Here is a 23,195-nt window from a genome sequence, read left to right as displayed (position 1 = left end):
ACTAGCCTCTTTTTAACGTTAAGGGAGAGGACCTGCCTAGCAATCCCTAGGGCCAGGCTCAATAAAATTGGCCGGGCCACCATCCAACGCTCCTTCTCTTCCTAAGGTTTAACATCTCAATGATCCTCCTCCTATCATTCCCTGAAACCTTAACGTCATAATGGACCCTGACCAGGGGATAAGGATAACCCTTCACCGAAACCGAGTACAGATCGTTAAGTAGGCCCTTGATAAACTCGGTAGTGGGCCTTCCAATCACATCTATCCTCAGTACATTCTCATTGTAATCGAGCCTAGCGTAGAAACTGCACATCTCAATTCCATCTAGAGGCCTTCTCAGATCGCTTTCCTGGATCTCCTCCCTTAACAGGGACCTACACCTGACGGTGGAGAAACCAGGAGAACTAGTGAAGGTCTCCAGAAGGGTGATATCTGATAGCTCATGGTGAAAGAGATCCCTAGTCCTGCTTACCTTTGAGATCCACACTGTTCTGGAACCGTACCTCTTGAGCAATTCAGAAAGGTAAACCTGTTTTTCATATATCATGTGAAGTAACATTATGTCCTCGTCCTCCTGACTCAAGGAAGTGATCTCGCCTTCCCTGAAATCAAAGTTGCTATCCTGTGCCCTCACCTCTCCGAGCTTCTTCTTTAGGCTACCGTCCATCAAGATCCAATCTCCCCTACTCCCATTTTGAAGTGCCAGCTTCAGCTCCATTATCGCCATGAGCTCACCAACCCTCTCCTTCGCCCTATTCCCGGGTCTAAAGACCCCAGCCTTGACCTCCTGATCTGTGTCCAGTATTTGAACTCCCTCCGTTATCAATGCCTCGGCATTTAACACAAACACTATCCCAGTTCTCAGCTCTTTTACAAATTCTCCACCATCTACTGCAACTATTCTCTTCTTTATCGTAGAGGAGGGGGTGAACTCTTCCCAGTTGTTTTTAACTAAAGATTCCAGTTTTTTATCGAGATCTCCTTGAACAATATTCAGCTTACTCACGAGTTCTGAACGTTTAGTTATCAGTTCCTGATAGACGAGCTCTATCACTGTGCGATCTCCTCCTTCACCCTGCTACTCTCCCCCACTTTCTCCACCCTTATTACGTAATCCGCTATCCTTAACACCTCATCGTCGTGGGTTACAACTATAATCTGGGGTACAACGTTCATGGACTCCCTTATCACCGAGAGCAGTTCGGCCCTTCTCATGGAATCTAGATGAACCGTGGGCTCGTCCAATATCATGAAACCTATCTCCCCCGTAAGGGCTCTAGCTATGGCTAGTCTAAGGGCTAGGGCAACTGCGATCTTCTCGCCTCCGCTCAACATCCCTATGGAGAGTTGCTGGCCGGACTGATTCAGGGCCGTGAGCTCAACCTTTCCACTGAGGGTCTTGGTCTGGGTCATGTTTACGAGTATCCTCGTATATGAGATATCAAACATGGAAACTATGTCGTTGAGATTATTCTCTATCCTTCCCTTGAGCGTAGAAATTAGGTATGACTGAAGCATTCCCTCGGAAAGTACCTTTCTTAACTTCTCAAGGCGCTCCTTAGCCCTCCTACTCTTCTCCACCTCCTTGACCTTCTCCTGGAGTTGAGCAATCTCGTTCTCAACCTCCTGATGCCTCCCCTTAACCTGGTTAAGTTTACCCTCGAGGTTTCCAAGATCTCCGTGAACTTCCCTGAGCTGTTTACTTAACACCTCGAGGTCTCGCCTCATCTGTTCTAGATCTTGTCTCCTGAACCCAAGGAGCTGAATCCTCCTGGAAAGCTCGTCAACGCTCCTCTTCAGTTCCACCATTCTGGATTCAAGGTTCGTCTTCTCCCCCCTTTTCCTCTGTAGCTCAGATAGTTCCCTGCGCACTTTTTCCAGCTGACCCTTAGCGCTTTCCACGTCCTGCTTCGTGAGGTTTCCCACTCTCCCCTCTAGCTGATCAATCTCCTCCTCCAGTGTGGAAATGTCGTGGGAATAGGTAGCCATCTGATCCTCTAGCTCCATCACTTCAGCCTCGCTGACCCCCTGTACCTGGAGGTAACTCCTTTCGTCGTTCTCAAGTTCGTCCTTCCTCCTTTGCATGGCCCTGAATTCCTCCTCGAGTTCCTTCAATTGCTTGAGCTCTGATTCCAGCCGTGCTATATCGCTAGATAGGCCCTCCAGATCATTCTCCTTACCCCTTCTCTCCGCGTCCACCCTTATGGCCCTCTTATGTTCATCCTCCAGACGTGACTTGTCCCTTTTGAGACTTTCCAACTTACCCTCCAGGTCCTTGAGCTCCTTGCTCAACTCCGTCAGACGTTGCCTGTATTTCTGAGTAAGCTCCTGTCTATGGGGTTCGTCCAATGGGCCACCGCATACTGGACACTTCCCCTCTGTAGCTGAAAGGAGAGCGTCTAGGCTTTTCCTTATCTGATCATACTCCACCTTTCTTTCCTTTTGAAGTGAGGCCGCTTCGTCTAGCTCCTTAGAGACCGAGTCAAGCCTCGTCTGAATCTCCTCCACCGCAATCCTTGGAAGCATCCTCACCTCCTGTTCGATTTTATTTTTACGTTCCATTAAGTTCCTGAGAGTTGAGTACAGACTGGTGAATCTCTCATGGTATTCCTCTAGTTCCTTAAGCCTTGATACAACCCTCTGATACTCTTCGTGTCTAGGCTCTAGCTTTCTCTTCTGCTCAAACTCCTTGCTCTTTTTCTCGAACTGTCTCTTTACCCTTTCAAACTCATTCTTCCTATCCGTTAACCTGGCCCTCTTGCCCTCAAGGTCAAGGATGGTATCACTCAGAGAAACTATTTTCTCTAACTCCTTCTCCTTCTCCTCGAGATTGGAGATCCTACGCTCAAGTCCCTCTAAATTCCTGAGCTCCGCCATTACCCTTTGCAATTCGTCCTCTGCCAGCCTCTTCTCTGAGAGTAGGACGTCATATTCCCTCTGTTTCTCCTCTAGATCCTTTATCTTGTCCTTTAGTTTGGCTTCCTCGCTCTCCAGTTTCTGCAGTTCCTCCCTCGTCTTTTCCATCCTCTCGGTCAGGGAGGAGATTTCCCTTTCGAGGCTTGACTTTTCCTCCTGAAGCCTCCTGAGATTCTCAAGGTAAATCTCGTGGGATCTGACCTCCTGGTCATATTTGTCCATGAGTTGCTTGATCTTTCCTCCAGATTCGGTGAGTTTCTCCAGGTTGTCTATCATCATTACCCTCTTGAGCACATCCGTCAACGTGTCAAAGATCGTCTCTATCTCGCCCTGTCTAACTATCATGGTCGAGGTGACCACCTTGCTGTTGAGACCCAGTTCCTCGATCTTCTTTGTCACCTCCTTGGTGCCCCTGGCCGTAAGCTTACCGTTGACATAGAGCTGATCACCAGGAGGTATTTTCCTGAGAACCCTTACCTCAAGGTTGTTGTCCCTGAGAACGAGCTCCAACTCAGCATTAGTCTTTCCCTTCTTTATCATCTCCTCCTGTTTACCCTTCCCTTCCCTAAAGAGGGCAAAGGTAATTGCCTCAATGATTGAGCTTTTTCCGGCACCGTTCTGTCCCACTATGACGTTAATGTCTCCCTTAAAGGAAACGGTGGTTTTTTCGTGGCTGAGGAAATCTTTCAAGTAGACCCTGTCAAGTCTCATCTTTCCATCTCCGCGAACTTCTTGAGGATTTCATCAGCCTCATCTGAATCATACTTGCCTATGACCTCAAGGATGAGCTTAACTTCCTCGTCATTGTAACCCTGTTTTCTCAGGTACTCCGCTATTAGCTCCGAGATTGTGCCATTGTTACTGGCCTTCACTTCCCTTAACTGCGAATCTGTTGTCTCGTCCTTGTAAATCCTGTAAAATTCTGCAATCTCAGAGAGTTGGCTCAACCTCTTCATGGCGTAACTCCTCTTGGAGGAGTCACCCTCCAAAATAACGTGAAGGATTGGCTTCCTACCCCCACTCAGTTTTTTCCTTATGTTATCTATGTCCTGGTCCACGCTCGCAGTGTCTATCCTAACTACCTCCTGGGGCCTCACATCAACGTTAAGTGGATGTATTTCAGCTTCCCTTTTGCTCAGGTCTACCAGATATCCTCCCTTACCGTTTTTCCTCCAGCCCTCAATTTCCTCCTCCCTTATTATCTCAGGGGAACCGGCTACCGCAAGTATCCCACCCCAAGGTAGCACCCTTACGTCTCTCGAATGGAGGTGGCCACAAGCGTAGTATTGAAAACCCTTGGGAAGGGAACCTATCTCCAGTTGCCAGGCATTGTCATAGGGCAACATTTCCCTGAAGCCCTGATGGAGCATGAGGACATTTCTCTCTCCCTCCGGCTTAAGCGAGCCAAGGAGATTCAGAAGGTTGTCCCTGAAGACGGTGCTCATGCTCCTAATTCCATACACTCTTATCCTTATCCCACCGTCATCTATTTCCACGAACCTTGGATCCTGATCCCCCATTAACATCTCGATCAAGCCTAGGGACTCGCCCAGCAATCTTTGGGTGTATATTTCGTCTCTCACCTTAGGCGTATCGTGGTCTCCCGGTATGTTAATGAAATCTATGCCCTTATCCCTTAGGAGTTTCACCTTATCCACAAAGAACTTGAGGGATTTATTCCCGGGCTTGTACACATCGAAGAGGTCTCCAGAATGAACAATAGCTCTCACGTGCTCCCTTATTGCGAGGTCAATTAACTGGGAGAAGACGTCATAAACGTCCTGCTCCCTTGAGTCCCTGTTATATCTTCTACTACCCAAGTGAGTGTCGGAGATATGGAGAATCAAAGATCTCACCCAAACTCGGCGTCAACATTCCTAGCGTTAAGGAAGTGGCTCCACTCACCCCTAATGTCGGGGTCCGATCCACCTAGCCTACCTGTGAACCTTGAAATCCTTACAAATGCAGGCAACTTAACCAAGTTGCCTATCATTATGGCCTCCCCAACACCTAGCGAGGATAACTGTTCAACGAGATCCTCTGTAAGGTTGTCGCTGGCCTCAAGCACGTACTTCTTATCCGTGGGCTCTACCATCCTCAGAATGATCTTGTTAGTCATTTGACTTAGAATGGTCTCATCTAGCCCCTTAGGTCTCTGGCTCACTATAACCATACTGACCCCGAACTTCCTGCCCTCCCTGGCGATCTTTGAGGCGTGATATTTCGTGAGGGTGTCCTGGTTCTTTGACAGGAAAACATGTGCCTCTTCTATTACCGCAACAACTGGAAAACCTAGACCCGTCCCCTTATGTCTAAACTCCTTCCTTGAATCGAGGAGTCTTCTCAAGTAGTGGGACACAACGGCATCCATCGCGTCCTCATCCATGTGACTTATGTCCACCACGTTAACTGAAGAGGGCCTTATCCTAGTGGTGATGTCAGGAACTGTCAGGTCAATCACGTCCCCGTACCTATCAACGAACTCCTCAAGCTTGTTCTTCACCTCGTCCGCGGCTTCTCTTTGAGACCTTTGCTTCTCGTCCTTAAGTTGTTCGTCTATCTCTCTCTCGAGCTCACTTACAAACTCCGAGTTAAGCATGTTGTAGTCCACATTCCCTTCCTTCAGTCTCTCCCTCAACCCGTCAATGTAGGACACGAAAGCATTCCTTAAAAATCTATACTGTATAGTGGCATTGGGTCTAATTTCTAAAAGTGTTGCAAACTCCTTGGGTTTTAGATGTAAAGGATTTAGCTTAGGCTCAATATTATTTAGAGGCTTTATATCGGAGCCGTAATACTCACCATGGTAATCAAAAATGACAACTGAGCCACCAATGGACGCAAGGGACTGGGAAAGAACCGCGACAGTATTCGACTTTCCGCTACCTGTGGCAGCGAGGATAGCCAAGTGCCTCGAAAGGGAGTTAACTCTTATCTTCACGGGAATATTCATTCCTATAACAGAACCTATCATTACATCACCATCGGAGAAGATATCCCTGAGCTCATCTTCCTCGGCGAAACGGACTGGAGTTCCAGGACCTGGCGGAAGGTCTGGTATGGTACCTGACATCATGTCGTGAAGGAGCTTTATCTTCGCCTTAACGAACTGAGGAATAGATGTATCCAAGTTCTTCAATTTCTGAACAATCTTGATATCGTTTAGGGTTAGATCGAGGAGGGGGCTTCCCCTGGTCACAGAGGTGACCAGACCTAGGACCTTCACCCCGTCGTACTCCAAGACCACATATCTACCCGCTCTCACGGGCTTTTCAGCAAGCATTAGGGCTTCCTGAGGAGTGGCCTCACCTATAACGTAGCCAATAACCATTACTAGATAAAGAACTCGGAAGGATAAAAACGATTTCGGCAACTAAAGGGTAATACAGAAGGAAAAATAAAATAGATTTAAAGTGCCTTGGAGACTCTCTTTGTTGCCTCTGCGATGTCCTTCTCTTGCTCAGCGTAGGCGCACAGCATGGCCTCTACGTCCATGTGGCCCTCTGCCTTAGCCTTCATGGCTACGTTGTTGTACTCGCTGACGTGTTCCTCTGCCTCTTCCCTGGTGAACTCGTTGAGCATGGCCGAGACTCTCTTTGTTGCCTCTGCGATGTCCTTCTCTTGCTCAGCGTAGGCGCACAGCATGGCCTCTACGTCCATGTGGCCCTCTGCCTTAGCCTTCATGGCTACGTTGTTGTACTCGCTGACGTGTTCCTCTGCCTCTTCCCTGGTGAACTCGTTGAGCATGGCCGAGACTCTCTTTGTTGCCTCTGCGATGTCCTTCTCTTGCTCAGCGTAGGCGCACAGCATGGCCTCTACGTCCATGTGGCCCTCTGCCTTAGCCTTCATGGCTACGTTGTTGTACTCGCTGACGTGTTCCTCTGCCTCTTCCCTGGTGAACTCGTTGAGCATGGAATTGCCGGCATGCATGTAGAGCTTCTCGAATATCCCTCTAGCGTGTCCAAACTCTACCCTCGCCTTTTCCCTGAGAACCTTAGCCTCCTCCTTCTTGCCTGCAGCCTCCAACTTGTCAGCTAGGAAGCTGAGGAGCATATAATCCTCAGCATTTGCCTTGAAAAGTTCCTTTAGACCCATTTCGGTTTCCTTTCCCAGAGTCATATGGATCACTATATACACGGATTCGCACAAGCTAATAAACTTTGATTATTGACCATTATAATACATATCCCATAAAATCAGTAATAAGGTTAAAAATCCACAGGAAAGATAAAGATTTTAACAAGCTGACTTAATTTGATGTTGAACTATTTAAACTTAGATGATGAGTGACTCCAATTTTGATTCATGATGAAGTAACTCGAACCTGAAAAAATATTATCCTTAAGGGAGTCATGCTCACATGATCACCTCTTCTCAGATGAGAGTCCTGGAGATTAACTCCGAGGCGTTTGGCGTTTCCACACTACAACTCATGGAAAACGCTGGCAGATCGGTCGCAGACGAGATAGAGAGGGAGATGGGGACAAGTTCCCTGAGCGTCATTGTGTTTGTGGGCCACGGTGGGAAGGGTGGTGATGGGCTGGTTACGGCGAGACATCTGGCCGATAGGGGAGCCAACGTGACAGTGATTACCATGGGCGAAATCAAGCACAGGGACGCTCTAGTGAACTATGGGGCTCTGGAAGAAATGGACTTCTCTGTGAGGGTATTAAGGATAGACGACCTAGATTCCCCACTAAAGGCGGATGTGCTCGTAGATGCCATGCTGGGGACGGGAGTGAGGGGAAAGGTGAGATATCCATTTAATCATGCCATCTCGCTTTTCAATGCGTCCAAGGGCTTCAAGGTGGCAATAGATGTTCCCTCGGGGATAGATCCAGATACTGGAGAGGCCCTAGGAGAGTTTGTCTCGCCAGATCTCGTGGTTACATTCCACGACGTGAAACCAGGACTTTTGAAGTACAACTTTAAGTACGTGGTTAAGAAGATAGGCATTCCTCCAGAGGCATCAATTTACATGGGACCGGGAGATCTTCTGACGCTTAAGCAAAGAGACATGAGAAGCAGAAAAGGTGTAGGAGGGAGGGTTCTAATTGTGGGGGGAAGCTCAACCTTTTCGGGTGCGCCAGCCCTATCGGCGTTAGCTAGCTTGAGGACTGGGGCAGACCTGGTATACGTGGCCTCTCCCGAGAGAACGGCGGAGGCTATCTCCAGCTACTCTCCGGATCTAATTGCGGTTAAGCTCTCTGGGAGGAACTTTAACGAGAGTAACATCAAGGAGCTAGGACCGTGGGTGGAGAAGGCCAACGCTGTGGTTTTCGGGCCTGGCCTGGGCCTAGAGGAGGAGACTGTCAAGGCAACCCCAACATTCGTGGAAATGGTAATGAGACTTGGGAAACCCCTCGTGCTAGACGCTGATGGCCTGAAGATAATGAAGGGTTCAAAGCTTTCAAAGAACGTGGTCATTACCCCTCATCCAGGGGAATTTAAGATCTTCTTTGGCGAGGAACAGAAGGAGAACGAAAGAGAAAGGATTAACCAGGTCGTGGAGAAGGCTAGAACCTGTAACTGCGTTGTGCTCCTGAAGGGTTATCTAGACATCATAAGTGATGGGTATTCCTTTAGGCTTAACAAGGCTGGAAATCCTGGAATGACTGCAGGAGGAACAGGGGACACACTTACGGGGATCATTGCGACCTTTATGGCACAGGGGTATTCACCCTACATTTCAGCTGGATTAGGAGCGCTTGTGAATAGTCTCTCTGGCACCCTAGCCTATAGGGAACTAGGGGCACACCTGACAGCGTCTGACGTAGTATCTAGAATTCCCAAGGTACTAAATGACCCGATTACAGCCTTTAAGGAGAGGCCGTACAGAAGGGTTATTTCTAGTTGAATGCCCAAAAAAACTTGAGGGAAGAGTCCACAGTTTAGCAGGACCCCTGTCTTGGAAATCACAAAAAGAGTCAGTGTGGGCGCCGCGTTCTAACTTGTCAAGAACTCATATTTTCTTTACTTCTTCAAGTGCCCTATCAGCGTGATCCTCCGCTTTTTTCAAATTCCTGAGAACCGCCCTAATCACGCCTTGGGCGTCTATCACAAAGGTGACCCTTTGTGCGCTCGTGCCCTTTTCGTTGAGGACACCATAGGACGATGAAATCTTTTTCTCGTGATCGGAAACGACTGGGAACTTTGCACCATACTTCTCGCTAAACCTTTTCTGAGTACTCACAGAGTCGACACTGACTCCTATGACCTCAGCTCCAGCCTTTATAAACTCGTCGTAGAGTTCCACGAACCTTTGTATCTCCCTTGTACATCCAGGCGTAAATGACTTGGGATAGAAGTAGAGTACTACCTTCTTTCCTCTTAGACTGGATAGACTAACCTTTCCCGTTGAACCCTCAGCCTCAAAATCGGGTGCGGGCTGACCTACATCCACCATGTATTCAGTCTTCACTGTAAAACCTTAAAAGCGTTGGTAAGTATTTCTCAAGAAATGCGACCCATACCTAGAACCATGTCTACCCAGCATCCAGATAACGCAACCGTCCCAGAATGGGCTAAAGGCGATGTTATTGAGGGAGAGGCAGAAGTAATAGAGGCATATTACGCGTTCTCCAGGCTCAACGTGCACGAGGTCATGTGGGACGCTGAGGGCAAGGATGTAGACACCCACGTGGTTAGGAAGTTGTTTTCCTCATTTGACGAGTACTTTAAAAACAACATCCTGGGTGAGGACATTTTCCTCACGTATAGGTTACCTAACCCCAAAATAGAGGGGGCAGAGAGGAAGGTTTTCGCAGAGACCATGGAGAGCATACCCATTACCTTTGACGTTGCCGAGAGATTTTACGGCAGGAAAGTAGTCCCGGTGTTTGAGGTTATTCTTCCCTTCACCACTAACGCAAGTGACATCATATCTGTGGCCAGGTATTACGAACGTGCAGTGGCCATGGAAGAAAACATCGAACTTCAGGACGGAGTTTACGTGAGGGATCTAGTGGGGGAGATCTATCCCAAGAGGATAGAGGTTATACCTCTCATAGAGGATAAGGACTCACTCCTTAACACAAGGAACATTATTGAGGGGTACTATCGTGCAATTAAGCCGTCATACATGAGGCTGTTCATTGCCAGATCGGATCCTGCCATGAATTACGGCATGCTGACAGCGGTACTTCTGGCAAAGTACGCCTTAAGCGAGGCTGGGAAGCTTGCTGAGGAGTTGGGAATTCCAATCTTTCCCATCATAGGAGTAGGTTCTTTACCCTTTAGAGGCCACCTAAGCCCCGAGAACTATCAGAGAGTAATGGAAGAGTACGAGGGGGTTTACACGTTTACCATTCAGTCTGCCTTCAAGTATGACTACAGCGAGGAACAGGTGAAGGGGGCAATTTCCCACATAAACAGGGAGGAGGTCAAGGAACCAAGGATCCTAGGTGAGGAGGAAAAGAAGGTTACCAGGGACATCATAGAAACCTACACACTATCCTATCAACCCGTGATAGAGAGCTTGGCCAACCTGATCAACACGGTAGCCCTTCATCTGCCTAGGAGAAGGGCAAGGAAACTCCACATTAGTCTGTTTGGATACGCAAGGAGTACAGGAAAGGTGATGTTGCCAAGAGCGATCACCTTTGTGGGCTCCCTGTACAGCGTTGGCCTCCCCCCAGAGGTCATTGGCATCTCTTCACTCGGCAAACTAAACGAGATGCAGTGGAATATACTGGAGGAGAACTACAAGTTCCTAAAGAATGACCTGCAGAAGGCCTCAGAGTTCATTAACCCTGAAGGGCTCTCAACCCTTGTGTCGTACGGGTATCTAGACGCGGAAATCTCAAAGAAGCTAGAGGAGGACATCAAATACCTGGAGAGCATGGGGGTAAAGATAGGACCTAGAAGTTATGAGACCAAGAAGCACGCTCTACTATCACAACTTCTTATGCTATCACTCAAGGAGAAGAAATATAACGAAGTCAAACAATATGCGAGGGAAATGGCAGTCATCAGGAAGTCAATTGGGTAAAATCTGCCTCGCTACCTCTAAAACAACACCATCTTTGTATGGCTCACCACTTATCATGAGACCAAGGGGTAACCCATCTCTCTCAAAAAAGGGAATGCTGATGGAAGGGGCACCGACCAAGTTAAATAGCTCCGTATTGGCCACTAAGTCCTCCCTAAATTCCTTCTCCCTTCCCTGTACCTCTGATATCTTGGGAGCAGGAATCCTCGTTGTCGGGGAGAGTATGACGTCCACGTCCTTGAAGACGCTCATGTATTCCTCTAGAATAAGTTTCCTTAGTCTTAATGCGTTCACGTAGTCCACTGCACTAATGCTCAGACCAGATTTCAGGATATCCCTCACATCAGGGAAGTACATCTCCTCCTTGCTCCTGAGCCAAGTCAGGTGATATGACGCCCCTTCACTGGTAGCTATTACCCTCCTAGCCCACCTTCCGTACCTTATCATGTTTGGAAGGTTGACAGGTCTAGCCTGGGGGAAATATTCCATCGCTTTCTCTAGGAGATCTTTGGTGGAGTCGTCGAAGAGGAAAACTCCCACCCTAGGTCTGGTTCTAGGAGAACGAACATAAGCCTTCTTTCCTTCCGCTGGGGTCAGGGCCACTAGAACCCTCCACAGGGTCTCATGGTCCCTTGTCAGGAAGCCCAGGGTGTCCAGGGACCAACTGAAGGGAATGACACCACTCATGGGGAAAAGACCATATGACGGCTTGAAACCTATAACTCCGCAGAGAGAGGCAGGAATCCTAACTGAACCACCCGTGTCAGTCCCTACTCCCACATCCACCATGTTAAGTGCAACCGCTACCGCGGAACCTCCGCTTGAACCGCCACTTATCCTATCCCTGTCCCTGGGATTCCTAGCCGGACCGGCCACGGATGAGGTGTTGGTGGCCCCGACAGCAAACTCGTGGGTATTGGTCTTTCCCAGGATTGTCCCACCCATACTCAGGATCCTATCCACGATGAGGGCATTCCTCTTGGGAACGTTGTCCAAGAGTATCCTTGAACCTGCCGTGGTCCTAACTCCTGAGGTCTCAATCACGTCCTTTACTCCAAAGGTTAAGCCGGTGAGTGGTCCGTCCCTGCCCCTCATCTCATGCAGGGTAATGAAGGCGTTATATTGAGAATTCAATCTCTCTAATGACATCTTCATCTATCCTCTGTAGGGGTTCAGGTAACTTTGTTGAGTCCAAGTCTTCTAACGTTCTCCATCACCCTGTTCACGAAATCTTCTATTCTCTCCCTTTTTACTCCTTTCTCCTCTGCCCTCTTCAACACTATCTCTTCTACCTTAGAGTAATCCTTCATCTCCTCATTGAGCTTCCTCCACGGTATACCCGCTAACGCCTTTGCCAGTTCCTCGTCATAGGGAAGTCTTCCCTCTAACATTAATACTGCGATGATGGGGTAACCCACGTAGTTCCTGAACCTTGTCCCATTGTCATCACTTGAAACGTTGTTCCCCTCGACGGAAACGGTATATTTTCTGTCCCCTTCAGATGAGATAACTTCGTAGTGATTGTCTACCTTCCTAACCCTCTGATCAGCTATAGCTCCCAATGCCTCAAGGACCTTTATCCTCGGGGGTTGCCTAAGCCTCATTCTTCACCACCGAAGAACCAAATGAAATAGACCATATTATATCAGGGAGTACAATCATTCTCTCCATTCCACCTGGTCCTAAACCTAGATAGTTATGCGAGATAAAGAGGAATAGGCTGGCCAGGGAAATGAGACCCAACACAGGGTAGGAATATCTCACAGGGGTTTTGGTAAGACGGAAGGCTGGGAAAGAGGCTAAACCTGAGAAGAGGAAGGCTATTAAAGCGGACACTAGATGTGGTGTTCCTGTGGTTTCGGGGAATAGACCTACCCCCATCATTCCTAGTCCTCCTACCACTAGGAGAGGGGTGAACGATCTCCTTGACATGAGAATTCCGCTAGCTATAACCATTATTCCTAGCAAAATAATTGAAGAATTGAAGATTAATGCGGTTTTCCCAACACCTAGATCACTAATGTAATTATTGTTTAGGTTATATCCAGGGTACAACTCCTCCGCGATTAACATCAAAATCCAGAACTGCATTACCCCTAAAGCAAGGAGAAGACCTCCAAGGACAGGATTTCTCATTTCGAGTAAACTTCATTTTCAGTAATTATAAATTCTCGGGGTTTCCAACTGATGAGCAACGAAGAACAAGAGGAATGATTATTAGTATTTGTGTATTTTATTTAAGGATAATTCATCACGTTGTCAAGACCGCTGAGTCCATGGATTCTTAACATCACGATCATATGTAGATTTATAATGTAGATTTATAAGAGTCCTCTGTTATTTTCTCTCAGATTAAGTAATAGATTTGGAGGGTTGTACAATGAAAGAGGAAAACATTACATCCGTGAATGAAATAAGGAAGAAGATCGCCGAGAGCACGGGGAAACTGGTTCTCTATATCATACTTTTTGTGATTGTGGAAGCTATAGTAAACAACATTCTTTTTCCATTCCTGGAGTCTATAAAACTTCAGTTGCCCTACATTACTGTCTCAAACCAGTCTATTTCCAGCTATCAGCCCTACGTTAACATTTTGTTATCGCTAGCTTTTGGATACTTAATTATCCAGGGATTTATATCAGTTGTTTACTGGAATTTGAGACTAAAGTACGACCATTCCACCTCGGCATCTATGCGAAGCGTTTTCAGACTTGTGGGAATTGGTGCGCTTGTGGCTGCAATAGCTGGGGCGGTCGCTGGTGGAGCCAGCGGTGTAGCGCTGGGCGGATTCATAGGAATAGTTGTGGGCTTTGCATCCCAACAGGTTTTGGGACAAGCGGTAGCAGGACTGTTCCTCCTTTTGTCGAGGCCCTTCAAAATAAAGGATCATATCAGCGTAACAGGAGATGAAGGAGTTGTGGAGGAGATCACAACTCTTTTCACTTATATAACAAAGAACGACAATACAATTGCGATCATTCCCAATAACGTAGTTTTCGGAAACAAGGTATATCTGTATCCAAAACAAACCCCTTCTCAACCCCAGTCTGGACAAGGAAGTACGCAACAAAGTAAATGATTTTTATACGTTTTATCTACCTGGGGATCTTGAGAATTTACACCTTTTCAACATTCTTTGTTTTTCCCATGGTAAGTCTCATTTAGAAAACCTTTAGACAGTTATGAAACGTGATGTCAAGGAAGGCTTCGTACTCCTTGTCACCTACGCCCAATTTCATACATGAGCCCTCCAGGTTAGCCATAAATCTATTTTAAGGAATGCGGGGGGCGGGATTTGAACCCGCGCAGGACTACTCCAGTGGAGCCTCAGTCCACCCCCTTTGGCCTAGCTCGGGCACCCCCGCACTTACTGATTAATCCTTGGAAATCAAATAATAACGTTTTCGTATTTAACGAGTCACGAAGGCGTATTCGGTCATCCAATGATCTGTAAACCAAAATGTCCCTGCCTAGGTTTAAGTCAATGATAAGGTTTTAATCTCTTTCTGAGTAAAATTCAGAGATGCTTAAGTTTCCAGAACTAGTGAAGGCAATGAGGAGATTTGGCCCCAATCTTGATTTACTTGAAAGTCTACTGAAGGAGAGAAAGGAGGTTATCCTGAGCTACCTGGAGTCAGTTAAGGAGTTGTATTTCACTCCAGTTTTAGCAAACAGATTCATGAGAATTTCCTTTGACCAAGAGATAGACAGACACATTAGACTGAGCCTGAAGGGGAAATCCTATCTTTCCCTCAGTGGAGAGGGAGTACCAGTCACCAAGATCGAGAACTTTTCTGGAAACCCCTATGCTTACAACCACGAGAAAGATCAATGGGACATGACTGTTGATGCCACATGGGAGCCCTTAGTCTATGAGTTTCAGTATGAAGGAGAGGCAGAGCCTCTTCCCTTCTCTCGATTTAGAAGCTACAAAACCTTGAATGACATGATGATGGTGTCTTTAAATCTAGGAACGATACAGGGCTTCATAGTGGACTATGGAAGGAGGGACTTTGTACTCTTAGTTAAAACGCCCTACAAAGATATAAAGGAAAACTTGCAAACTATCCCTTTTATTCGTTACACCGCATGGTTAGGCCTAGAACAGGGAACAACGTTCCTCATGGAGTTTTCGATTCCTGAGGAATATTTGAAGGAGATAATGGAAGTGCTTCACGATTTAAGGCAACACGTAAACGTTCTCCTAACTACAACGTCTTTTGAGTATTTTAAACCTCTTTTATAGGATGTTGCATTTGTGTTGAGTGGAGTGAAGTTATACAACACCTATGAGTCACAGCATGAAAGACCTTACCGTTCCGCGTAGTAAACTTGATTAAGGAGTTGAGCAAAAAGGGTAGGGGGTTCCTGAAACCTTGCCTAAAATCCCAGTAAAAGTGGTAACTTGGGAGGAGATAGTTAAGCTTTCCGAAATACTTAGTGAAAAGATTAAGGGCGAATTTTCTCCTGATGTCATCATTGCCGTGGCCAGGGGAGGTCTAGTCCCTGCTCGACTGCTAGCAGATTCATTGGGCGTGGTCGATGTACTATCGCTTAAGGTGGAGCACTGGGTCGTGACTGCTTCCCACACGCCTGAGGCCAGAATTAAGTATCCCTACAAGGTTGATCTGAGTGACAAGAAGGTACTCATAGTGGACGACATAACGGACACAGGCGATAGTCTTATCCTAACAAGTAAATACGTTAGCGAGAACTTCTCGCCAAGAGAAATGAAAACTGCTACACTTCAACACATCGAGACCTCATCCAAGTTCAAACCTGATTTCTATGCTCAGCTTGTTACAGATTGGGCATGGTTTATGTATCCGTGGAATTACTGGGAGGATGAGATCAACCTGGTTAAGAAACTAATAGATGAGAGGCGTTCAGTGGACGGTAAAGTTATAGAGTCCGGGTTTAAGGAGAACTACGGCATCACGCCACCCATACCATTACAAAGAATACTATCCGAGATGAAGAGAAGAAAAATGATAGATTAAGCAAAATTAACTTTCATACTTGTTGAGTTTTTCCCGAGTTACGAAGAGATGATTGACCCATCAGCAATTCAGATCCTAAACCTAAGCTTCCCCACCATGCCACTGAAGGTTTTCCTTACCCACTCAGCCTCAGGTATCTCATCTCCTACTAGGTAAACCTTAGTTCCGTACTTCTCGGCTTCCTGAACCATTTTCTCGTTCTCCTCGGTCCCGTCATCAAATATAATTAACTTGTCTATGGCACCCATCTGCAAGGCCTTGTTTATTTCCTCCTTCCCATAAACCACTAGCCCATCATCCTTGGCTAGATGATACTTCAATTCCTCTATTAGGTCCTCCACCTCTATGTATTTCTGGTTCTTAAGAACGTCCTTAGACTTCATTACCATTTCCCTAAGCCCTGCCTCTCCTTGGTATCCGATATCGATCAAGGGGAGCAAGATCAGTTTCTTCAATCTGTAGTCAATGTAGTCAGAGTCGTAGAAGTCCTTCTTCGCGTATCCTGGACCTCCCAGGAGAATTCCCTTTAATTTACCGCTTTCGAGATAGGGCAGGAGATAGTTGTTTACCTTTTCGCCAAAGCTCTTCAAGAAATCATGATAGAGCTCCTCAATAATCCTGTCAATTCTTCTTTGGCTTTGTCCACCCATCATATGTTTTCCTGGAACATAACCTTCCATCTCCTCTAGAACCTCAATCCTTGAACCCCTTAAGACTCCTATGGTTCCCTGATCCCTCTCCACGATCAGTAGGCCGTATACCTCCGATACTTCTACCATATCCTCGAGGAACTCCGTGTGGAACTGCTTGTCTGTTCGGTAGAAGTAGACTGTGACCTTCTCTGGAGGAGAGAACATGTAGCACTTGAACCCCCCTGTGTCGAAGTTCTCCCCGCAGAAAAGCACTAAACCATTTTCGGGGATCTTGTTAATGCTCACGAGCCTATCTATTGCGGTTGTTATCGCAGATTCCACGGCATCCCTTGTCCTCTTTAACTTGATGTTTTGTGAGATTGATGCCTCTTGCCTCAACATGTTAACTACATCAGCTACAGGTCTACCTGGCGGGATGTATAGGGAGAGCAAAACCGTCGCAGGTGCACTCCACTTCTTAAGTTCCCTAAGGAGAACCTTGAGTTCCTGCCTACTTATGAGGTACTTGTCAAAGACTCATCCCTGATCGTGAGTAATAGTGCGACAATGATATAAAAAAGTGTTGAAATGCCTCACAAATTCGCCCTCAAGAGCGTACTATCCCTCCTCGCTAATGATATTACCGACAACCATGTGGATCGGGTATAGAGAGTTGTAAGCATCACGTGATTGTAGAGCCTAAGAATCCGCTAAGGTTTCACAGGGTTAATAGTGTTATTATAGAAATAATGAGGAAAAGTTTTTAATGAGTCCATCAAAGTATGTCATATGACTGAAAAAAGTAAGAATGAAATAAATGGGATTTTAGATTTGATAAAGGCACTCTTTAAGGATGGTAACTGGTATTTGGGAGGATTCATTATAGCTCTGATATTATTTATTATATTCGATATAATAGCCTTCACACCTCACTAGAGAGGTCTAAACTAGATAGCATTAGTAAAATACATTACAAAGATTTTATAAAGTATCATTATGTACATATTTGTGAACATAGTTGGGCAGAGTAAATATAGCGGCGGATAGTGAGCTGATCAAGGAGATAGAGAAGGAGGCAAAGAGTAGAGGGTATACCATTTACTCCCTAACCAACCTTGCACTAAAGGCAATGCTGGAAACGATAAAGATGGGAGAGGACTCCACGAAACTGCAGGACATAGTTGAGCTATATAAGATCTTTAAAGACCTAGATATCGTCCCCGTTACCTCATGGTATATTGAAAACTTGGCTAGGCTGGCGTATGAGAAGGATCAGAAAGGATTTCAGTCCATCTGTGAGGGGGCAGGATTACAGGTTGCATCGTATCTGAAGTCGAGGGCGTCAACCCTAGAGGAGTTGATGAGCGTCTACGAGAGTGTCAAATCGGCACTGCCCATAAAGGACTTGAAAATAAGAAAGCTCGAGAATGACGACTTTGAACTTAGGTTAGCAGGAACAGGTTTCAGCCTTGAATCCACCTTCTGCGCATCTATGGTTTTCAAGAAGATAGTGGAGAGTTATGGTTTCACTATCCTCGAGCTTACTCCTTCGCCCGGCGGAATAATTTATGCGAAGGCAAGGATATCTCAATCATGAATGCAGGCTGAAATTAATCTGCAGAGAACGTTCTGAGTTTCCAACACGTTCTGGCTAATGGAGAAGCTTCCCTTGGATAACGTCTTGGTTTCTATGCTAAAATCTCCATGGGGAAAAGCTCCAATCCCTATGAACTCGTTACGGTCACAAAGTGCGGTTCTCGCTACCCTTGTCCCTCGTTCGTCCAGGAGAATCAAACCCCTATCACGGACGAGGTCACTAAGGGAAAGGGAGGTGATTTCCATGAGTGGTTCATCCTTCAGTGGAACTTTGCCATAAACTAGGAGCTGTTCCATCAATCCGACGAAACGAGAGTAGTTCTTTGGAGGTCTCATCTCCCTGGACACCCTGATCACCTTGGAATCGAGGGTATGAATGTAAAGGTTACCCCTAAAGTCAGGGTCAGTCAGCGTAACTAGTAGTGCTGTATGAACTATGTCTGGCCTTCCTCTCTTCTCCTTGTGGGGCAAATTCCGCATGGCGTGATAGTGAAGCGAAACATCAAGGAGAACGTGAGATGGATCCTTTCCCTGTCTCTCAGCGTTCTTAACAACACTGGGATGATCCCTAATCTCAGGCGGTACAAGTTCGAGTGAGGACTCCAAGAGAATAATATCCATGTCACCGGATAACGGAAAGATAAAAAATAGTTTGCGAAATAGTGTAACCCATTGAAAAGGGGAGCGGTTCTAGAGAGGGCGATGAAACTTATTGATATGGCTGTCAGCGAAGCGTTTGAGGGAAACCTAGACCTGTCCAGGGAATATGTGAAACTCGCAGTTCAGTATACATCGAAGGCCAGGGTAAAATTACCTCTGAAATTCAAGAGAAAATACTGCAGGAAGTGCTTAACCCCGCTGATCCCTGGAGTCACGGAAAGAAGAAGAGTAAGATCAAAGATTTTAATTAGAACGTGCCTAGTGTGTGGTTGGATAAGGAGATATGACACCAGAAACAAGGAGAAACTTGAAGGACGTAATCGCCGAAGGGGCAGAAATAAGGATAGGAAAAAGGGGACTCACGGAGGGAGTCAAGGAGGAAATAAGGAGACACCTTAAGGATCATGGTACCGTAAAGGTGAAGTTACTTGATAAATCGCTCGATAGAGGGGAGATCCCTGAAATTGTGGCAAGGGAAACCGAGAGCGAACTGGTAGAGGTAAGGGGAAGAACCTTCATACTGAGGAGACATGATAGCCACTGACGTGATTACCTGTTTCGGACATGAAAATGTTCTAGCCAAGCATAGGACAACCCTGGAGATAACCAGAGAGAACTTTCTTACCAAGAGAGGGGATTGTATTATCTGTATTAACTCAGATAAGGGAGCTCTTCATCTATCCAACGAGGTGAAGGATATTCTTAGAAACGAGGGATATGGCTACCTTGTTATCATGAAGGATGGCTTCATGGACATGGTTATGGGGAGAGGGTCTAGGGATTTACCCTTCAGCTCGGATATAAAGATGATAGTTAGGAAGTCCGACTTTATCTCCGACGGTACCATTCTGATTAAGGCCAACAAGTCAGCGAGGGACCTTCGAAGGGACTTGATACCCAGGCTGAGACAGGGGGAAATAAAGGTGCTACTCGTCGCATCTCAGGACCCGCTTCATGATGACGAGATCCTTAGAATAGTCGTTAACCTTTTCCCATCCTTCCTGAATTCTTCCCAGCTTGTACAGGATCACGGATCTTGACACCCTGCAAAGCTCGTTCACAAACTCATCAATCATTGTTGGATTATCACCTATGGCAAGGTCAAAGGCCTTATCCCTGAAAGGAAGGTTGTGGGCGTCAAAGTGAACTAGATCTAGAACTAGCTTACTGGAGTTCAACTTTGCGGACTTTGACGCCATCATGAGCCCATCTAGGTTAAGGTCACCTGCAACGACATAGCCTAGTTTTCTCGCCAGCTGAAGCGCGAGAGCTCCATATCCAGTGAAGGCGTCCAACACCCTACTACCTTGGGGGATGCTGTCCACAATCTTAAGCCTCTCCGTAGCCAAGGAAGGATTTACATAAACCTTTGCCAGATCCACGAAGTATTTCAATCCTCCCTCATTGAAGGTGGTGGTCGTCCTTTTCTCTCCCGCAAGGTGAACCAGTTCATTCACCCTTAGTTCTCCCGTGACCTTCCTTCTCAGGTAAATTGCTTTCACTCTGTTGTAGGTTACCATTATCTTCTCTATCTCCTTCTGGGTTAGTTCCCTCTTGGGGGAAATTACCATTATATCGCCCACGATGTAAAAGGAGGAAATTCCAGGGACAATCTCGTTAAGTCTAGGGGTTTCCCTCCTAAGAGGAGGATTGCACTCAACTACTTCCAGTCCTTCGCTTACTTCTGACACAGGAATGAGTGCAAAATCACCTTCGTATAGTACCTCGTACCCAGGGGCCCTCTTGACCCTAACTTTCCCCATGAGCCTCCTGGGTACTTTAACGCATTTCATCTAGAGGGAAAATCACTTCTTGAACTTATCCATTTCGGAGCTGTGGCCTGCGAACACTGAGGCGTTAGGATCCACGTACTTCTTCGCCACGCTTGACGCAATTGCTGCCTGTCCGAACCCAACTGCTATTAGGGCCAACTTTGGCATGCCCTCAACTGAGGCTATATCTCCAACCGCGTAAACTCCGGGCAAATTGGTCTCCATTTTACCATTAACTACTATGTCCCTCCCCTTCATGTTAAGGCCCCACTTCAACATGTTCCCAAGATCTCCCTTATGTCCTATACTGATGATTACTGCGTCGACGTTGAGAGTTTTCTCCTCCTTGGTCCTATTGTCAAATATTATCGCCTGAGTGACCCTATTGCCATCTCCCTTGACTTCTTTGAGCTCGTGCCAGGTATAGACCTTGGCCACCTCAAACATTTCCTTTACGCTACGCTCATGGGCCCTGAACTGATCCCTTCTGTGGATTAACGTGACCTCCTTGGCTATGGGTGCCAGAGTTAGCGCCCAATCTACCGCAGAGTCACCACCTCCCACAATGAGAACCCTCTTACCTTGGAACTCGCTCTTCCTCCTGACAGTGTAGTAAACTCCCTTGTTCTCGTACTCTACTTCTCCCTTAGCACCTAATCTGCTAGGCGTAATTTTCCCTATTCCTGCTGCAATCATCACTGTCTTAGTCTTATACTCTCCTCCCTTATCCGTTTTAACAACCCACATGCCGTCCTGCGTCTTTTCTAGGGTATCTGCCCATTCACGTGTTCTTATATCAGGACCGAACATTTTTGCCTGTTCAATGAGTCTCTGGGCCAGATCGTACGCCTGTATCCCGGCAAAACCGCCTACGTCGTAAACCATCTTCTCCGGATATAGGGTGACCAATTGTCCTCCTAGCTCGTCCTGTGAATCTATAAGTAAAACTTTCATATCCCTGAGCCCGCTGTAGAAGGTCCCGAAAAGGCCTACAGGTCCTCCTCCTATTACTATAACCTCGTATTCAGCCATGATAACCATGAGACTCAGACATTTATACTATTTAAACTTTCCGACATTAATCATGAATAGTAATGAAAGCTATCAGGCCCATTTAAAGATGTGTTATCTATCAATTTTTCTAGGAGAGTGTAGTTTTGTACAACTACGCGTCTAGGTTAATGATATTAGTAAATGATACACTTTTGTTGATGATGTTAGCTGAATTCCTCCTGTTGCTGGTACTTCCATTGATTACCCTGAGTAGCCTGTGGTTAAGATATTACAGAAAGATCATGTTGGAGGCATTGAGCTTTCCGGGAACCAGTTACACCGAGAATTCCATACACCTTATGCCCTCCCAGTCTATAACCTTCAAAGTTGACGGAAAGTGCGTTCTTGTAGTCAACGGAGTTTCAAGCTGGGTTACCATGAGAGTTAACGGCGGTCCTCCGCAGAGAATATTCAAGGTGAGACTACTCAATACAAGGGGAATAGTGGAGGTAAAGAACGAAAGCAAAGTCTTTCAGGTCTCTCTTTTGGTCAGGTGCGAGTCCTAAGGCCCATCAAAAGTAGTAGAGGAACAACACTTATTATAGAGATAACTACCCAGGCATAGAAACCAAGATAGCCTGAAAGAAATTCGAGCCATGTTCCAAGGCTGATATTGAGGGAATTGACTACAGCCAAAGTTATACTGGAATTCCTTATCCCTCCCTCTAACGCCGTCACGGAGTATAGGAGGGAGAAGGCGAGCTCATTGAATATTCCAAGGATGACTAGGGCCAATAGGTAGAGGGGTGTATAGATGAGAAGCGGAGAAAGGGAAGTTATGACCGCACTCGCTATCATTAGTCTCATCTTGCTCATCCTGTCACCAAGCCAGCCCATGACCCCGCCTAAAGCTGAAAATACTAACAGGAGACTGGTTACAGCTGAACTGGTGAGGACTCTCTGATGCTCATAAAATACCATGAAGGAGGGTAGTAGCTCTCCAACAGCATAATAAACCCCCCACATGCCCGCTGTGGCCACTCCAAGGATGATAACTTTCCTATTCCTTATGGCTCTCCAAGAGGGTCTGGGATTGGGTAACCTTAGATTCAATAGAGCTGACACAAAGGTTAGGCCTCCCACAAGGACTGCGCCTAGGGTAAACCCCACAACATTGTAAACCAGTGCCCAGTTTAGTCCCAGGAATCCCCCTACACAGAAGAGGGCGTTATACAGGCCCAGGGAAAAACCCAATCTCTCCCTATTTAGGTCAGAGAGTATGGCCCCGCCTGATGAGAAGAACATGGATGCCCCCACGCCTCCCAGAAAGTACGAAAGGAGAATTAAGGTAAAGGAATCTGAGAATGCCACAAAAAAGGCTGACGCAGACATGATCAGGAGACCTAGGACTAGGGAATTCCTTTGACCAATCTTGGTTCCCAAGTAGGCTGAGGGAATCTGCATGATACCAGATCCCAGAAAGAAGGAAAGGGGTATCACCCCAGAGATAAAGCTTGACTCGTGAAACTCCTCCAGTATTCTAGGTATTTCAGGGGCCAGGTAGAACCAGCTTATGGCATACACTGTCCTTGAAAATAGTATAGTTGTCCCTTTCACATACGCAGTAGGCAAAAAA

At 46.6% G+C, this 23,195-nt stretch carries 24 protein-coding genes, 1 tRNA gene and 1 pseudogene; 11 read left to right on the top strand and 15 right to left on the bottom strand.

What is annotated here, in order from left to right; translation table 11 throughout:
* Positions 1-58 precede the first annotated feature (58 nt).
* From nurA to MSED_RS03865, 5 genes and pseudogenes are all read right to left on the bottom strand, one after another.
* Positions 59-1,054 carry a DNA double-strand break repair nuclease NurA gene (nurA, locus tag MSED_RS03885; protein ID WP_012020725.1) on the bottom strand — a complete coding sequence of 332 codons (996 nt, stop codon included), beginning with the start codon at positions 1,052-1,054 and terminating at the stop codon, positions 59-61.
* A complete protein-coding gene (locus MSED_RS03880) occupies positions 1,051-3,627 on the bottom strand; it encodes an AAA family ATPase (RefSeq protein ID WP_012020724.1) in 2,577 nt (858 codons plus the stop codon). The genes nurA and MSED_RS03880 overlap by 4 nt, the downstream gene beginning before the upstream one ends.
* A complete protein-coding gene (gene mre11 / locus MSED_RS03875; RefSeq protein WP_012020723.1) occupies positions 3,624-4,763 on the bottom strand; it encodes a DNA double-strand break repair protein Mre11 in 1,140 nt (379 codons plus the stop codon). Before mre11 ends, MSED_RS03880 begins: the two co-directional genes overlap by 4 nt.
* Positions 4,764-4,768: 5 nt before the next feature.
* Entirely contained in the window at positions 4,769-6,247 is a 1,479-nt protein-coding gene (gene herA, locus MSED_RS03870; protein ID WP_012020722.1) for a DNA double-strand break repair helicase HerA, read from the bottom strand.
* Between the two features lie 245 nt (positions 6,248-6,492).
* Positions 6,493-7,035: pseudogene (locus MSED_RS03865) on the bottom strand (rubrerythrin); the annotation flags it as partial.
* A gap of 241 nt (positions 7,036-7,276) precedes the next feature.
* Between MSED_RS03865 and MSED_RS03860 the strand changes: the two are divergent.
* Complete coding sequence (locus tag MSED_RS03860) at positions 7,277-8,773, top strand: bifunctional ADP-dependent NAD(P)H-hydrate dehydratase/NAD(P)H-hydrate epimerase (RefSeq protein ID WP_012020720.1); 1,497 nt, start codon at positions 7,277-7,279, stop codon at positions 8,771-8,773.
* Positions 8,774-8,878: 105 nt separating this feature from the next.
* Here MSED_RS03860 and MSED_RS03855 read toward each other — a convergent pair whose 3' ends face one another.
* Entirely contained in the window at positions 8,879-9,319 is a 441-nt protein-coding gene (locus MSED_RS03855) for a peroxiredoxin (protein ID WP_048060264.1), read from the bottom strand.
* 57 nt (positions 9,320-9,376) lie between these two features.
* On the opposite strand from MSED_RS03855, the gene ppcA reads away from it, so the two are divergent.
* Positions 9,377-10,906, top strand: coding sequence for a phosphoenolpyruvate carboxylase (ppcA, locus tag MSED_RS03850; RefSeq protein ID WP_012020718.1), 1,530 nt, complete (start codon positions 9,377-9,379; stop codon positions 10,904-10,906).
* On the opposite strand, the gene MSED_RS03845 is transcribed toward ppcA, so the two are convergent.
* From MSED_RS03845 to MSED_RS03835, 3 genes are read right to left on the bottom strand one after another with little or no spacing between them, the layout of a single operon-like run.
* Positions 10,895-12,055, bottom strand: coding sequence for an amidase (locus tag MSED_RS03845; RefSeq protein ID WP_048060263.1), 1,161 nt, complete (start codon positions 12,053-12,055; stop codon positions 10,895-10,897). The genes ppcA and MSED_RS03845 overlap by 12 nt on opposite strands.
* Positions 12,056-12,078: 23 nt before the next feature.
* On the bottom strand, positions 12,079-12,510 hold the full coding sequence (locus MSED_RS03840; protein ID WP_012020716.1) for a hypothetical protein: 432 nt from the start codon (positions 12,508-12,510) through the stop codon (positions 12,079-12,081).
* Positions 12,500-13,042 (bottom strand): DUF998 domain-containing protein, encoded by a 543-nt coding sequence (locus MSED_RS03835; protein WP_012020715.1) that lies wholly within the window; start codon positions 13,040-13,042, stop codon positions 12,500-12,502. Before MSED_RS03835 ends, MSED_RS03840 begins: the two co-directional genes overlap by 11 nt.
* Before the next feature lie 244 nt (positions 13,043-13,286).
* Between MSED_RS03835 and MSED_RS03830 the strand changes: the two genes are divergently transcribed.
* The gene (locus MSED_RS03830) at positions 13,287-13,985 is read left to right on the top strand and encodes a mechanosensitive ion channel domain-containing protein (protein WP_012020714.1); all 699 of its coding nucleotides are present in this window, start codon (positions 13,287-13,289) and stop codon (positions 13,983-13,985) included.
* 201 nt (positions 13,986-14,186) lie between these two features.
* Here the strand turns inward: MSED_RS03830 and MSED_RS03825 are convergent.
* Positions 14,187-14,271, bottom strand: a tRNA-Leu gene (locus MSED_RS03825).
* 158 nt (positions 14,272-14,429) lie between these two features.
* Here MSED_RS03825 and MSED_RS03820 point away from each other — a divergent pair.
* Both MSED_RS03820 and MSED_RS03815 read left to right on the top strand, forming a co-directional pair.
* A complete protein-coding gene (locus MSED_RS03820) occupies positions 14,430-15,152 on the top strand; it encodes a hypothetical protein (RefSeq protein ID WP_012020713.1) in 723 nt (240 codons plus the stop codon).
* Between the two features lie 130 nt (positions 15,153-15,282).
* Positions 15,283-15,906 (top strand): phosphoribosyltransferase, encoded by a 624-nt coding sequence (locus tag MSED_RS03815; protein ID WP_012020712.1) that lies wholly within the window; start codon positions 15,283-15,285, stop codon positions 15,904-15,906.
* Between the two features lie 68 nt (positions 15,907-15,974).
* Here MSED_RS03815 and prf1 read toward each other — a convergent pair whose 3' ends face one another.
* Complete coding sequence (gene prf1, locus MSED_RS03810; protein ID WP_048060006.1) at positions 15,975-17,057, bottom strand: peptide chain release factor aRF-1; 1,083 nt, start codon at positions 17,055-17,057, stop codon at positions 15,975-15,977.
* A 270-nt stretch (positions 17,058-17,327) separates the two neighbouring features.
* Between prf1 and MSED_RS12270 the strand changes: the two genes are divergently transcribed.
* The gene (locus MSED_RS12270; RefSeq protein ID WP_187146788.1) at positions 17,328-17,474 is read left to right on the top strand and encodes a hypothetical protein; all 147 of its coding nucleotides are present in this window, start codon (positions 17,328-17,330) and stop codon (positions 17,472-17,474) included.
* An 82-nt stretch (positions 17,475-17,556) separates the two neighbouring features.
* The gene (locus tag MSED_RS03805) at positions 17,557-18,135 is read left to right on the top strand and encodes a hypothetical protein (protein WP_012020710.1); all 579 of its coding nucleotides are present in this window, start codon (positions 17,557-17,559) and stop codon (positions 18,133-18,135) included.
* On the opposite strand, the gene MSED_RS03800 is transcribed toward MSED_RS03805, so the two are convergent.
* Positions 18,126-18,755 (bottom strand): 16S rRNA methyltransferase, encoded by a 630-nt coding sequence (locus MSED_RS03800; protein ID WP_012020709.1) that lies wholly within the window; start codon positions 18,753-18,755, stop codon positions 18,126-18,128. The two genes, MSED_RS03805 and MSED_RS03800, sit on opposite strands and share 10 nt — an antisense overlap.
* Positions 18,756-18,836: 81 nt before the next feature.
* On the opposite strand from MSED_RS03800, the gene MSED_RS11955 reads away from it, so the two are divergent.
* The 3 genes from MSED_RS11955 to MSED_RS11950 are packed head-to-tail and all read left to right on the top strand — an operon-like array spanning position 18,837 to position 19,834.
* Positions 18,837-19,193, top strand: coding sequence for a ribonuclease P protein component 4 (locus tag MSED_RS11955; protein WP_080512787.1), 357 nt, complete (start codon positions 18,837-18,839; stop codon positions 19,191-19,193).
* Positions 19,078-19,338 carry a YhbY family RNA-binding protein gene (locus MSED_RS03795; RefSeq protein WP_048060005.1) on the top strand — a complete coding sequence of 87 codons (261 nt, stop codon included), beginning with the start codon at positions 19,078-19,080 and terminating at the stop codon, positions 19,336-19,338. Before MSED_RS11955 ends, MSED_RS03795 begins: the two co-directional genes overlap by 116 nt.
* On the top strand, positions 19,325-19,834 hold the full coding sequence (locus MSED_RS11950; protein WP_012020707.1) for a DUF371 domain-containing protein: 510 nt from the start codon (positions 19,325-19,327) through the stop codon (positions 19,832-19,834). Before MSED_RS03795 ends, MSED_RS11950 begins: the two co-directional genes overlap by 14 nt.
* Here MSED_RS11950 and MSED_RS03790 read toward each other — a convergent pair.
* Positions 19,721-20,587, bottom strand: coding sequence for a class I SAM-dependent methyltransferase (locus tag MSED_RS03790; RefSeq protein WP_012020706.1), 867 nt, complete (start codon positions 20,585-20,587; stop codon positions 19,721-19,723). The genes MSED_RS11950 and MSED_RS03790 overlap by 114 nt on opposite strands.
* Before the next feature lie 12 nt (positions 20,588-20,599).
* Positions 20,600-21,598: an NAD(P)/FAD-dependent oxidoreductase gene (locus MSED_RS03785; RefSeq protein WP_048060262.1), complete on the bottom strand. Its 999-nt coding sequence runs from the start codon at positions 21,596-21,598 to the stop codon at positions 20,600-20,602.
* Between the two features lie 179 nt (positions 21,599-21,777).
* Here MSED_RS03785 and MSED_RS03780 point away from each other — a divergent pair, with 179 nt between their 5' ends.
* A complete protein-coding gene (locus tag MSED_RS03780; RefSeq protein WP_225938873.1) occupies positions 21,778-22,125 on the top strand; it encodes a hypothetical protein in 348 nt (115 codons plus the stop codon).
* Here the strand turns inward: MSED_RS03780 and MSED_RS03775 are convergent.
* Positions 22,109-23,176, bottom strand: a complete 1,068-nt coding sequence (locus tag MSED_RS03775) for an MFS transporter (RefSeq protein ID WP_012020703.1) — start codon at positions 23,174-23,176, stop codon at positions 22,109-22,111. The two genes, MSED_RS03780 and MSED_RS03775, sit on opposite strands and share 17 nt — an antisense overlap.
* Positions 23,177-23,195: the final 19 nt, after the last annotated feature.

The organism is Metallosphaera sedula DSM 5348 (assembly GCF_000016605.1).
In the GTDB taxonomy this organism is placed as follows: Archaea; Thermoproteota; Thermoprotei_A; order Sulfolobales; family Sulfolobaceae; genus Metallosphaera; species Metallosphaera sedula.
This window is presented reverse-complemented; position numbering and strand designations above follow the sequence as displayed.